Annotated in this window: 8 protein-coding genes; 4 read left to right on the top strand and 4 right to left on the bottom strand. The window is 41.5% G+C overall.

Annotated features, from left to right (window positions below; translation table 11 throughout):
* The first annotated feature begins 172 nt into the window (after nucleotides 1-172).
* Nucleotides 173-4,261, top strand: a complete 4,089-nt coding sequence (locus H6G77_RS14355; protein WP_190871896.1) for an FG-GAP-like repeat-containing protein — start codon at nucleotides 173-175, stop codon at nucleotides 4,259-4,261.
* A gap of 200 nt (nucleotides 4,262-4,461) precedes the next feature.
* Here the strand turns inward: H6G77_RS14355 and H6G77_RS14350 are convergent, their stop codons facing one another.
* From H6G77_RS14350 to H6G77_RS14340, 3 genes are all read right to left on the bottom strand, one after another.
* A complete protein-coding gene (locus tag H6G77_RS14350; RefSeq protein ID WP_190871895.1) occupies nucleotides 4,462-5,400 on the bottom strand; it encodes a glycosyltransferase in 939 nt (312 codons plus the stop codon).
* A gap of 191 nt (nucleotides 5,401-5,591) precedes the next feature.
* On the bottom strand, nucleotides 5,592-6,029 hold the full coding sequence (locus H6G77_RS14345; RefSeq protein WP_199331495.1) for a hypothetical protein: 438 nt from the start codon (nucleotides 6,027-6,029) through the stop codon (nucleotides 5,592-5,594).
* 98 nt (nucleotides 6,030-6,127) lie between these two features.
* Nucleotides 6,128-8,068, bottom strand: a complete 1,941-nt coding sequence (locus tag H6G77_RS14340) for an FAD-dependent oxidoreductase (RefSeq protein ID WP_190871894.1) — start codon at nucleotides 8,066-8,068, stop codon at nucleotides 6,128-6,130.
* Nucleotides 8,069-8,240: 172 nt separating this feature from the next.
* On the opposite strand from H6G77_RS14340, the gene H6G77_RS14335 reads away from it, so the two are divergent.
* Nucleotides 8,241-9,014, top strand: coding sequence for an ABC transporter permease (locus H6G77_RS14335; protein ID WP_190871964.1), 774 nt, complete (start codon nucleotides 8,241-8,243; stop codon nucleotides 9,012-9,014).
* A 221-nt stretch (nucleotides 9,015-9,235) separates the two neighbouring features.
* Here the strand turns inward: H6G77_RS14335 and H6G77_RS14330 are convergent, their stop codons facing one another.
* On the bottom strand, nucleotides 9,236-11,875 hold the full coding sequence (locus H6G77_RS14330; RefSeq protein ID WP_190871893.1) for a CHAT domain-containing protein: 2,640 nt from the start codon (nucleotides 11,873-11,875) through the stop codon (nucleotides 9,236-9,238).
* 108 nt (nucleotides 11,876-11,983) lie between these two features.
* Between H6G77_RS14330 and H6G77_RS14325 the strand changes: the two genes are divergently transcribed.
* Complete coding sequence (locus tag H6G77_RS14325) at nucleotides 11,984-12,400, top strand: DUF3110 domain-containing protein (RefSeq protein WP_190589825.1); 417 nt, start codon at nucleotides 11,984-11,986, stop codon at nucleotides 12,398-12,400.
* Nucleotides 12,401-12,483: 83 nt separating this feature from the next.
* Nucleotides 12,484-13,407, top strand: coding sequence for an N-acetylmuramic acid 6-phosphate etherase (gene murQ / locus H6G77_RS14320; RefSeq protein ID WP_190669893.1), 924 nt, complete (start codon nucleotides 12,484-12,486; stop codon nucleotides 13,405-13,407).
* Nucleotides 13,408-14,004 lie beyond the last annotated feature (597 nt).

The raw sequence follows: 14,004 nt of genomic DNA, 5'->3' as shown, positions 1-14,004 counted from the left end.
CTAAAAAAGTATAAGTATTTTTTTCATTTTTAGGTGTTCGTTTCACCTTTTCTAGTTTGCTGAGGTACAAGTTTCTCTGGGTGCATCTGCGGTTAATTCTTCCTCTCTACTACCTCACTAGAGTCAGAAATACTATAGCCCAATTAACCCTCCAGACAAAGATTGAAACATTATGGCATCTACTGTTACTACTGCTATAAAGCAAACTCTAGTCATTATTGATGCAGGAATTGATGACTATCAAATACTAAAGTCAGGCATCCTACCCACCGCTAAAGTCACCGTCCTCAACAAACATACAGATGGTATTACTCAAATCAGCGCCCTGTGCAGCAACTACCCAGCAGCAAGTATTCAGATAATTGCTCACGGTAGCCCAGGTTGCTTGCAACTAGGTAATAGCCAACTCAATTTAGACAACCTCCACAGCTACAGCCAACAACTACAACAATGGCAAGCCACAGAAATTCTGATTTATGGGTGTGAAGTTGCTCAAGGAGAACAGGGTAAAAGCTTTATCCAGAAGCTACACCAAATTACCAAGGCGAACATTGCCGCCTCAGCTGGAAAAATTGGCAACGCCCAACAAGGAGGAAGTTGGGAACTAGAACACAAGCTAGGGGAAATCACTTCCGATGTGGCTTTGTCAGCAGAAATTAGACAAGCCTACCCTGGAGTTTTAGTCACCTTTACCACCGCCACCAACTTCAGCGTTGGCACTAGTCCTTATTCAGTCACAGTGGGCTACTTCAACGGTGACAGCATCCTTGACTTGGCTGTTGCTAACTCCGGCAGCAACAACGTCTCAGTGTTGTTAGGCGACGGCTTAGGCAACTTCAGCACCGCCACTAACTTCAGTGCAGGCAATACTCCCGCCTCAGTCACAGTGGGAGAATTCAACGGCGACGGCAACCTCGACTTGGCTGTTACTAACCAAAACAGCAACACTGTTTCAGTGCTGTTAGGCAACGGCTTAGGCAGTTTCAGCACCGCCACCAACTTTACCGTCGGCACTTTTCCCTTCTCAGTCACAGTGGGAGAATTCAACGGCGACGGCAACTTCGACTTGGCTGTTGCTAACGGCACCAGTAACAACGTCTCAGTGCTGTTAGGCAATGGCTTAGGTAACTTTAGCACCGCCACTAACTTCACCGTTGGCACTAGTCCCTACTCAGTTACAGTGGGAGACTTCAACCTCGACGGCAAACTCGACTTGGCTACTGCTAACAAAGACAGCAACAACGTCTCAGTGCTTTTAGGCGACGGCTCAGGCAGTTTCGGCACCGCCACCAATTTCAGCGTTGGTACTAATCCCCGATCAGTCACAGTAGGAGACTTCAACGGCGACGGCAACCTCGACTTGGCTGTTGCTAATGAAAACAGCAACAACGTCTCAGTGCTTTTAGGCAATGGCTTAGGCAACTTTAGCACCGCCACTAACTTCACCGTCGGCACTAGTCCCTTCTCAGTCACAGCAGGAGACTTCAACGGCGACGGCAACCTCGACTTGATTGTTGCTAATTTTAGCAGCAACAATGTTTCAGTGCTGTTAGGCAACGGCTCAGGCAGTTTCGGCACCGCAACCAACTTCACCGTTGGTAATAGTCCCTTCTCAGTCACAGCAGGAGACTTCAACAAAGACGGCAAGCTCGACTTGGCTGTTGCTAATGAAAACAGCAGCAATGTCTCAGTGCTGTTGAATACCACCAAAATCAGCATTGCTGCCGGCACCAACCCCAAAGAAGGCATTGCAGATGGCACATTTACCATTACCCTCGATTCTCCTGCCCCAAATGGTGGCTTAACCGTCAACTTCAACACCACCGGTAGCAACGCCACTACTACCAATGACTACACTCTAGAAGCCGGCACAAATATTACTGCTGTCTCAGGCAACACTTTTACCATTGCCCCTGGACAAACTACTGCCACCTTAAGAGTTGTAGCTGTAGCTGATAATGTAACTGACCCCAACGAAACAGTTACTCTTAACCTAGAATCTGGCTCAGACTACATCCTAGACACAAATAGCACATCTACTTTAACAATTGTAGAACCTGTTGCCCCGGTCATTACTCTCACCAGCACAACTCCCATCACCTACACAGAAAATGATGCGGCTACAACCATCGACTCTAGCCTCACCGTTAACGATGTTAATTCCACCAACCTAAATAGTGCCACCATCAGCATTACTAGTGATTCTATTAGAGACGGAGATATCCTTGAGTTCACTAACCAAAATGGCATCACTGGCAGTTATAGCGATGGTGTTTTGACTTTAACTGGTACTGCCACCGTTGCCCAATATCAAACCGCACTGCGAAGTGTTAAATATCGCAACAGCAGCGATAACCCCAGTACCACCACCCGTACCATTAGTTTTGTTGTCAATGATGGCGACCTAGATAGTAATACTGTCACCCGCAATATTAGTGTGAGTGCAGTTGATGATGCCCCTACTATCATTGCTACTAGCCGCACCCTCCAATACACCGAAAACGCGACTACAGCCATTGACTCTAACCTGATAGTTAACGATCCCGACTCCACAAACTTGACTGGTGCCACTGTCAGCATTACTAGTGGTTTTGTCAGCACAGAAGACATTTTGAGCTTTACTAATCAAAACGGCATCACTGGCAGATACAGCAACGGTGTTTTGACTTTAACTGGTACTGCTACTGTTGACCAATATCAAGAGGCACTGCGAAGTATTACATATCGCAACCGCAGCGAAAAACCCAGCACTGTCACACGCACCATCAGCTTTGTCGTCAATAATAACTTGTCCAGTAATACTGCCACTCGTAATATTAATGTAAGTTCAGTCAATGATGCCCCTGTTGTTGTTACTACTAAGAATGCTGTTAAATATATCAACAACAGCAGCATAACTATTGACTCTAACATTACTGTTACCGATGTTGATTCCCCTAACTTAACTATTGCCGTAATTCGCATTAATGATGGTTTTAATAGCCTAGAAGACATCCTTGAGTTCACTGAGCAAAATGGGATAAATGGCGACTACGATAATGGTTTTTTAACCTTAAGTGGTACTGCCACAGTTGCTCAATATCAAGCAGCACTGCGAAGTATTAAATATCGTAACAGCAGCGATAACCCCAGTACAGGTACTCGCACTATCAGTTTTCTTGTTTATGATGGCGTTGCAGATAGTATCGCTGTTACTCGTAATGTGAATGTGGGGATAAATGAAGCAACAGGATTGACTAACCCCAAAGATGATGTCTTTTTCTTGTCAGGTGAGAATGAAAAAGTCAGACTGAAAGTTCAGTTGACAGGACGTAGTGCCAATGTCGTCAATGAACTGGGTTTCTTTACTGTTGATGATCCTCAAGGTACGATTGACGGTATCGCTCCTGGTGCAAATGGTTATGCCGAAGCTGCATTAACCAGGTCAAAGGTAATTTTATCGGCGCTAAAGAATAACCCCAATGGCTTTGACTATAATAATCTCAGCACCATACTAGAACTAGATAATAGTCAGAATTTCCGCTTTTTATTAGTGACAGACGGTACCCTTGATTCTGTACGCAACAATTCCAGCTTGATTAACAAGTTACTGTTTTCTAGTGTCACCACACAAAAAGTTACTGACTTGGGTGAAAATGCTTTCTCTGTGGGTTGGAAAGACCCTTTTAATAACAATGCGACAGAGTTTAATCATTTAGTGGTGAGAATTCAGCAAACAGATCAAGATTTACCTTTGGGTACAAATCTGCAAAATAATTTCCAAGCGGAACTGATTGATTTACGAGATGTTCAAACTGCGGTGAAAGCCGAATTTTCGGTTTATCGAGAAGCAACCTACGACAACTATGTCGGCTTCTATCAGGTAGTTGATGAAAATGGGGGAATTGATACCAATGGTGACGGCAAGGTTGATTTACTTACAGGACAAGCAGGTTATATTGAGGCTGCGGTGCGGAATCGAGTCGCGGGAATTGATTTGGCGGTAAGTAATCAAGGTAGTGCTTCTTTGACTGGTACTTTCCAAGCAGGGGGAATCTTTGTTCCGTTTATTATTGTGAATGGTCGTCCCGATGCGCTGTTAGATAGTAATCCAAATAATGATCCGGCCATTTATTTCCCGTTTTTGGGGGCTAATGCTGACAAAACTGATCACATTCGCTTACTAGGAAATAATACCTTTGGTTTTGAAGATATATCTGGTGGTGGCGATCGCGATTTTAATGATTTAATCGTCAAAATCAATCTTTCAACCGTGGTATAAATTTTCTATTCACAGGCAGATAATACTTATTAAGTAGGGTGTGTTACGGCTACGCAAGGATTTCGGAACTTAAGAGTGTGAAAAATAGCCGTAACGCACCATCTTTTTTGATGCGTTCAGCGTTGCCATAATACACACCGTAATTTGAGGTATTAAATTTTAAAATATCCTCTCAGGATAAGCAAATTTTTACCCCATTTCTACTTCACAGTTGACTGTGCATAGGCTTCATATACGCCTTTGACGTTGTACCAATTGAGAAAAATTCGAGCTACTTCCAAAGCTAATTGGGGTTTACCTAATTTAATCAGCCAGCGTAGAAAGGGAGCCATTGTATTTTCATTCAGCAGGCCATTAAGTGAGAGAATTCCCCACAGTAAACGGTGCAGCCATGTCATTTGAATCATCATTCGCACTTCCCAAGTGGGATGCTTTTGGTAAAACAAAACTCCCATGCGTCCGCGTTGAATTTCTTTTTCAATCAAGTTTGGAATTTGTTCTAAATTAAAGGGTGGATGCCAATGATATCCTACGGCGGCGGGACATTTAATTAGTTGTAGTCCTAAATTTTTCAGTCGGACACCTAATTCCAAATCTTCCCATCCATAAAGTTGAAAACCAGTATCAAATAAGCCAGCTTTAGTCAACCAATGTTTAGGAATAGCGACGTTACCTGTAGCGAAAAAAGCCGCAGAGAAATCGGTAATTTTATAAGGTTCCGCCGTGGGATTCTCGAAGTTACAAGTATTAATTACTGCACCGTAAGTAAAGAAGCGATCGCTTCCTAATTTCTCTTTTCCCTGCAATAATGCGTCAGCGTGAGCTTGTAGAAAGTTTTCCAGCACTACTAAATCGCTATCGATAAATATAATCGTATCACCAAGTGCTTGCTCTACCCCCAAATTCCGCGCCGCCGCCGGGCCAGCATGGTCTTGCTGAAAGCATCGCACATGGGGAAACTCTTGCTTGTGTGCCGCCAACCATTCTAAGGTTCCGTCAGTAGAACCATCATCTACTAAAACAACTTCGTAATCAGTAACGATAGTTGACGCACTCAATTCCTGCATTTCCAAGGCTCGGAGGCACTTTTCTAAAATCGGCAGACGATTGTAAGTTGGTATTACAACACTGAAAAACACATTCTCACCCACAACAGAAATTACCCATCTCCAGCTTATGACAATACTGTACTAGACACGGTTCCTGATTGGTCAAGGAGTGGAGAGAGGCAAGGGAGAGGGGGTAGACAAGGTAGAAATATTGCTTCCTTGTCTCCCTTGTCTCCCTTGTCTTTCCTTCCCCCTACGGTCTATTTGTATCAGAAACGATATTAGTTCAACCAAAATCCAGCTACTTTTGCATCTTTCAGGCTAAGTCTCGCTAAAATATCATCGCTGCCATCTTTAAACGACAATTTCCATAAGTAAACTTGATAGTCTTGCTGATTTAATTTTGTTAAGAAAACAGAGGAATAACCTTTCTTGAGGCGTGGCGCTAATTGTTTACTCACATGGGTAAATATTTGTTTGGTTAAACCTTCTTTAAAATCTGGACTTCCTTGAGAGATAAACTGGGTATAATTGTTTTGTTCAATGGCATTGATGAGATTTGTAAAAGTTTTTTGTACAGTTTGTTCTGGTTGATTACTGGGTGTTGATTTAACTCGTTCTTCCACAGTAGCAGCCTGTACATCTTTTGCCATTACTAAAGTCAAGGGTGACATAGTAATAATTGCTGCAATTACCAAGGCTATTTTATTCACTTGCATCAAAATTCTCTTAATTCATATATTATCTGTCACCGATAATAACTCAAAAAACTTCAGATCCTCGATTCCTTTAAGAAGTCAAGGATCTGGTTTGCTCATCATATCTGCAATAGTCCTTCGGGATTAACTGAGAAGAGCGATCGCCTCTGTAAACCTTCCCGGTGTAAAATCTCGTTGGCGGCTAATAAACCACTACTCACAGCACGTTCCATTAAACCGCAGGGAAAAGGCATTTTTACCCAGTCACCCGCAAATATTAAGTTCGGAATATTAGTACTGGTTTCGGGACGTTCAGCATAACTATGGGGTGGATATCCTGAAAAGTTATGTTGGTTCACTAATTCTCGATGCAATATTTTGGCTTGTTTTAACTCTGGCACAATGTTGTATAGTTCTTGTTCAAAAGTTTCTAGCAAAGCTGCTTGGGTAGGAAATTGCTTTTCTTTGTAACAATAGGCATGTAATTCAACCACACTACCACCAGTGCGTTGTGACCACTCAATAAATTGTTGTTGAATGCGATGATAAAGAGTGATGCTATCTGTTAATTGGTAGCCAGATAAAGAAGTAAAATTACTTTGTTGCCATTCAAAATCGCGGTCAAACCAAAAGCGACATACGGCAAAAGGATCAGCAATACTCAGCTTTTTGACTTGGCTTTGTACTGTTTTATCAACATCGCCATTGATGCGCTGAAATAATGTTTGCACGCCCGGAACATCGGTAGCAAAAATATAATAATCAGCTTGGAGTTTTTCTGGCGATGGCAACTCTTGATTAACTGCTACTAGTTGCAATTCATCACCATCTCGTTGTGCTACTTGAAACTTAGCTAAATCTCGTTTAGCTGGGCCTTTGATAACTTTACCATCCGCCGCAAATTTAGCCCCATGACAAGGACATTGAAAACTACCATCCTCTGCTTTTTGGACAGTGCAACCTTGATGAGTGCAGGTGAGAGAAATTGCTTGCTGAGAACCTACAGGTAATGCAAATACTTCATCAGCCGCGCCAAAATACTCTATCTTGTCATCTGCGATCGCAGTATTTTGTTTCACCGTCAACGGCGCAGAATTATAATTACCATCGGTGCTATATTTCACACCCTCAATTTTACCGTTGGCTGCCACAACTTCAGTCACAGTTGCATCGGTAATAATTTTACCGCCACGCTGCACAATTGCCTGAGCGATCGGTTGGACTAAACTTGTCCCCATATCATCTTTAGTACCATTAAAAGCCAGTCCTTCAGGATTACCAAAAAAGTAAAAATGAAAGAACTGCATCAGTTCTCCCACACTCATTAAATCTGGTGCATTCAAGCTAGATTTGGCAAAAGGCAGAAAATATAAATCATATAAACCTTGGGGAAATTCTGTTTCTACCCAATCAGCCACAGATATATTATCAAATCGCTGATAATTTTTGTCTCTTTGAAAGCCTGTGATAGCTTGAAAGACTTGCAGATGTTTGATTTTCGTTAAATTAATGCCCCAACGCAAACGATTAGGAGATGCGATCGCTAAGTCTATAATATTCCAAGGAAAAGCCGAATGACTGGGGCGAAATACCTCTGGTTTGTATTTAGCATCTTGATAAACCACAGAGTAAAAGTTTAGCGATTGAAAATTATCCTTTATTCCCAATTCTGCTACTAAACTATTCAAGTTATAGTACTGGGGAAAAAAGCCATGAAACCCATGTTCCATCATAAAGGTTTCACCAGCCGCTTCGATTTGCCAACTAGCAATTTTGCCACCTAATTGGGGAGATTTTTCTAATAGTGTGACAATAAATCCTCGTTGACTTAATTCATAAGCACAAGCTAAACCTGCTAAACCACCCCCAATCACAACAACAGTTTTAGGTTTATTTAATATTTGTGGCAAATCTAGAGTATCTTTTTGAAATACCGTTGGTTTAGGCTTACTAAACCGCGAGTATCCTGTAACTCCTGCAACTGTACCAACACCGAACAACTTCAGCAGTGTACGACGGGAGATAGTAGATGATTCCAGCAAATTAGGTATTTGGCTCATTGGTTACAAAATTAACTTTTCCCATCTAACAAAGTCGTGAAATGATCACTGTGAGTTCGCAGATTGTATTGTTAAGAATATTTCTGTGATCACCGTGCTAAGTCCCGAACTGAATTATTTTGCCAGAATGGCAGAAATTGTCAAGAGTAAACAATCCTATAAACTAAATGAGATGAAATATTGGCGCGAAACCATCGCTGTCACCCAGCGCATCTTAATTGAATTACTCCGTCGGCGACGTAGCCTCATTTTTTGGAGTATTTTTCCAATTTCCGTCTTAATTCTCGGTGGGTTTATTTTAGCAGAACGCGCAAAATTACCAATCAACGCAGCTTTTGAATATACTGCACCTTCCACATTAGTCGGTGCGGCTTTATTTTTTAGTTGTTTGGGTGGTACTGTTGCAACTGTCGTTGCAGAACGAGAACAGCAAACTCTCAAACGCTTGTTTCTCTCACCATTGAGTGGTATATCCTACTTTCTCGGAATTTTTTTAGCTCATAGTTGCATTGGCTTAGGACAAGCTTTACTCGTGTATACTGTTGCTGCGTTTTGGGGCGCGACATTTAAAGGTTCAATTTTTTTAGGATTAATCATTATTTTGATGAGTATCGCTGCTTATGTCGGCTTAGGTTTTATTTTAGGTACACAATTAGCTAGGCGAATTGAAGATGTAAATTCCTTAGTTGCTGCCTTTGGTGTACCTTTATTAATCTTAGGTGGAGCCTTTTTACCAAGTTCATTGTTTCCGAAAAGTTTAATCAAAATTGCTCAATACAACCCGATTTATCACATGAATGAGGCATTCGTGGGAGTTTCCACAAATGGCAAGCAACTTAGTGAAATTGCATCACATTTTTGGTTTTTATTAATTTTTACTTTGGTAATGATAACTAGTGGATGGTTATCTTATCGCAGAATGTTACTAGTAGAAAGAAAATTATGAATAGGGAAAAATAAATTATTTTGATAAGTAATACATATAGCGGTTCTCACTTTAGTGAGGTACAAGAACCCCACCCCCAACCCCTCCCCGCAAGCAAGGAGGGGCTATGATGTAACTCATGTGATTAGGAAACGCCATAAACTATGGATTCTTCAATAACAACAAATTCTAATTCTGACCAATTACGAAACCTACTATTCTCTTAACTGAACCGTATTGAACTATAACCAATTACCAATTAAAACATAAGCAGACCAAAAACTAGGCGCTTTGTAATTAGGATGTTGCAAGATTTTGAGTTGAGCATGACGGAGAGCTTGAGCTTTGCTGATGTTTCCTTTGTTTAGCTCTTGATAAAATTCACTAACAAACAAAGCTGTTGATTCATCATCAATTTGCCACAGAGAAGCTAGGGTGCTACGCGCACCGGCTCTGATGGCTGTACCTGCGAGTCCTAAAGCGGCGCGTTTGTCTCCGGTTGCAGTTTGACAGGCGCTTAATACTAATAGTTCGACTGCTTGTGTTTGAGTTTCATCTCGATTGCGAAGTAAGCTGTCAAATTGTTTGACATTAATCGGCCCATCGGCAGCTAAGATAAAGGTCTTGTCAGCACTAGAACTAAACTGGCCGTGGGTGGCTAAATGTACGATATTGAAAGGAACTGAGTTGACTGCTTTTTCGAGAGCTATGCTGGTAAATTCCTGATCTATTAGATTGGTTGTAGCAATTCCCGCACTGGAAATCGAATTAACTTCCATGTGAATTGCTGGTAATGGTGCCAAGTTGGGAAAGTCTGCTGGAGGTTGCGTTAATCCAGCTGCTAAAGCTTTTAATTGTTGTTGTACTATGGGCTGAGGATTTTGCAGTTGTAAACCAACACTTAAAGCGATCGCATATTTTTCAATTAAGAATTTTTCCCCATTGTAAAGCGATGCCATTGGGATGTTACGCAAGACACCATCCAGTACAAAAACCAGAGTGTCAACTTTCCTGGCTGATAATTCCGACTCAACAGGTTTAATCAGCCAGTTATAAATAATCTGCGATTGGCTTTTCACAGCATTAGTCGCTGTGGGATTCACCAAGAGTTTTTGCAGGTTGGTAACAATTGTTTCTACTTCTGCTTGAGTAATATTGATGCTGTAAAGTTTTAGAGTTTGGTTGGGTAGTTTGACAATTACCTGGAGTTGTTGCGGGAGAATAATCGGATAAAAAATCGCAGTGGTGGGATTTTCGATATCTACAACTTGATCGAGAACAATATTTTTACCTTCTAAACAAGCTTCTTGAAAGAAGTTATCTATTTCTGCTAATTGCAAAGCTTCTATGCGCTGACGTGCTTGATCTAAGATGTTCTCATTTTCTTGCCCTGCTGGAGATTGCAAGAGTAACTCGACTGATTGACGATAAAGCGGTTCAACGCTCTCTCGAAAATTAAATTGTATGTCTTGATTGATGGTTGCTAAATCACTCCGTATAGATTTGATAGTATCGACTGCGGCATCATAAGCAGCGATCGCACCTGTAAAATTTTTTTTCTGCCAAAGTACTCTGCCCAACTGCCACTGCAAACGATAGGCAATATCTGGGATAATGCTACTCTGGGCTAAAATTAACCCTTGTTGAGTTAGACTTTGCGCCTCTGACCATTGTTGAGTTTGTTCGTACAAATGACCTAAACTCAAAAGCGCATTGGCTTCGGCACGGCGATCGCCTAAACTCTGAGATTGTTTGACAGTATTAGCTAAAATTTGCGCGATTTTTCGCATATCTGGCAGTTGAGAGTCCAGATGAGCATATTTTTGACGATTCGCAGTTTTTAGTTTAATCAAGCTTTGGGCGTAATTAATCTGGGAATAAATAGCCTTGCGACTAGGGGGGAGTTGGTTAAGTTGAGATTGAATCTCAGGTAATATTGACAGCGCCTCTGTGAGTTTTTGCTCTTCAATTAACAGACTTAGATAATTCAGTTGTGCAGAAACTTTGGTTAAAGGTGAAGTAGATAGTTTGATAGCTTGTTGATAGTAAGCGATCGCATCTGGTTTGTTTTTTTGTTTGCGTGCATTGTTGCCCAAACTCAACACAGTAGCTGCCGTATCATAATCAGATTTTAAGCGTTGAGCGATCGCTAAACTTTGTGCTAAAACTTCTTGGGATGTTTCCAGACTTCCCGATATTAACAAGGCGTTACCTAGCGATCGCAATCCTACAGCTTTTTCGAGGGAATCTGGTTGTGATTGCAACTGTTGATTAACTACCTCTAGCATTTTAATGGCACGACGGTAAAAGCCTTGTGTGCGCCAAGCTTGTGCTTGATTGATTTGCGATCGCACCACACCACTATAATTGTGTGTTTGCTGATAAATTTGCTCAGTTTGCTGCCAACTAATTAAAGCTGCTTCTGGCTTTCCCCTCAACAGTTGCAGACGACCTTGAATTTCTAGTGATTGGGCGAATATTGGCGAATTTTGACTATTTTCCAGCAATTGTAAACTTTCAGTAATTGCTTGCTGCGCCTTTGTCAGTTCGCCTAATTGTTGGTAAGCCAGGGATAAATTACTGAGGGTAGTAGCTAGTTTAAGTTTATCTCCTGTCTGTTTATATGCTTGGGCTGCTTTAGTTAATACTTCTACCGCTTCCGCAAAACGTCCAGCATCATAGAGAGTTTTACCTTGTTCTAAATCAGTAATGGTTGCATTTGTCAATGAAGATGCTGTGTAAATATGATCAGGTAAAGTTGCCAGCACAGGCGAACTCAGCACCAACAGTAGACTGACTACAAAATACAACAATAAACTTAAAATGTGAGTGATTTTGCGGATATTGAGCCAAAAATCCCTAATTTTGGTTTTGATGGGCATGGCAACGAGGAGATGATTAAATAAAAAAGTATAAAGGATGGGGGTTGAAAGTTAAAGACTAAAAACAATTTATTTCATACTTCATGCTTCATACTTCAGCTTTAAAAGATGATTACACCAATGCGTATATTTGTTTTAATTTTTAATGCTCACACAGACAACGAGGGGATTCACACAGTGCGAGTTGGCGATCGCAATAAAATTCTCATGTTTGAGTCAGAAGACGATGCTCTGCGCTTCGCCCTGATGTTAGAAGCTCAGGATTTCCCAACACCAACAGTCGAAGCGATCGATTCAGAAGAAATCAAGGAATTTTGCGAAAGTGCTGGTTACGACTGGGAAATCGTTCCCGAAAATAGTGATTTAATCGTACCACCAGAACTCAACGTCGAGGAAACCGACTGGGAAGCAGAAGCCGCCACCAATGATAGTGATTATCCAGAACAAGTTCCACCCGCCGCAGAAACAGAATTTTCTGAGTCGGAACTCGACAGTATTCGCCGCAAACTAGAAGGATTATTGTAGTTAGTTATTGCTGATGAGTCATTGGTCATTGTTTACTGACAAATGACTAATGACAAATAACAAATAACGCAGGAAACAAAAAAATGGCAGATTTGCAGGAACGCGGGCATCTTCTCACAGAACAAATCAATCCTCTCAGTCAAAATTTAGATCAACTGAGTTCTTTAGAATTAGTAGAACTGTTTAATATAGAAGACCAAAAAGCAGTAGCCGCAGTAGCCGCAGCTAAAGTTGAATTAGCTCAAGCCATTGAAAAGACAGCAGAGCGACTACAGCAAGGCGGACGCTTATTTTATATCGGTGCTGGCACCAGTGGTAGATTAGGCGTATTAGATGCAGCTGAATGTCCTCCTACTTTTTGTACACCTCCAGAATTAGTCCAGGGAATCATTGCTGGTGGTGCTGGCGCATTAGTCCGCAGTTCTGAAGATTTAGAAGACCGCACTCAAGACGGCGAAGCTGCGATCGCTCAACGACATATCACCCAATTAGATGTAGTGGTGGGGATTACGGCTGGCGGAACAACCCCCTTTGTACATGGGGCGCTGAATGCGGCTCGTCAAAGAGGAGCCGTCACTATATTTATTGCCTGTGTGCCGCAAGAACAAGTTAGTATCGACGTTGATATTGATATTCGGTTGTTAACAGGGCCAGAAGTATTAGCTGGTTCAACTCGCTTAAAAGCTGGTACAGCCACCAAGCTGACCTTAAACATCTTGTCTACTGGGGTAATGGTGAAACTAGGCAAGGTTTATGGTAATCGGATGGTGGATGTTGCTGTCACCAATCAAAAACTCCGCGATCGGGCTTTGCGAATTCTCCAAGACCTCACAGGCTTAAGTAGAGAAACTGCCGGTCTACTGCTAGAACGTAGCGGTAAATGGGTGAAACTCGCTTTATTAATGCACTGGACTGGTTTAGAAAAACAAGCAGGCGATCGACTATTATCAGAAAACCAAGGTAATCTCCGCGCCGCAGTAGCCAGCTACAACAACACCAAAGCTTAAGTATCACCAAATTTAAAACTCAATTTTTCTGCAAAACATCTGGCTGGCTGCTACTAGATTTTGGTGGTCAGCCTTTTTGATGTTTTGCCTCTAGAATATTGCAACAGTCATACCAATTCACGAAATCACGCAACTACGCGGTAATCGAGCGAAGACGAGATTACCGCCTACACATATCTTGCACCATTCTCAATAACCGTAGGGTGGGCAATGCTTACAACTTAAAAATCAAGGTTTGAGCGAATTTTTAGCATTGCCCACCCTGCCTTACTTGCAATAAACCAACTGCTGTAAGATGTGAACCTAGTCGTTTGCATTAGCCCCAAACTGTAAGTCTGACAGGTTTATATGCTATCCGCAAATCTTAGTAAAAAATCAAAAATTTAATTACAAGTCTATCAATGTCTATTAAAGTGTAAAAAAACTTGATATTACATTTGGCAATCTTAATTGTTATTAAAATTATTTTCTACACACGAATAAAAATAATCAACTACTCAACCACATTTTATTTGCAAATGAAAAATATCAACAACCCTTGCGTGTTGGGCATTTTAGCAGTCTTGATTATGTAATTTAAATATCTGATAGCTTACG

It is taken from the genome of Aulosira sp. FACHB-615 (assembly GCF_014698045.1).
In the GTDB taxonomy this organism is placed as follows: domain Bacteria; phylum Cyanobacteriota; class Cyanobacteriia; order Cyanobacteriales; family Nostocaceae; genus Nostoc_B.
The sequence above is the reverse complement of the archived record's forward strand: the minus strand, read 5'-3'. Positions and strand labels throughout refer to the sequence as shown.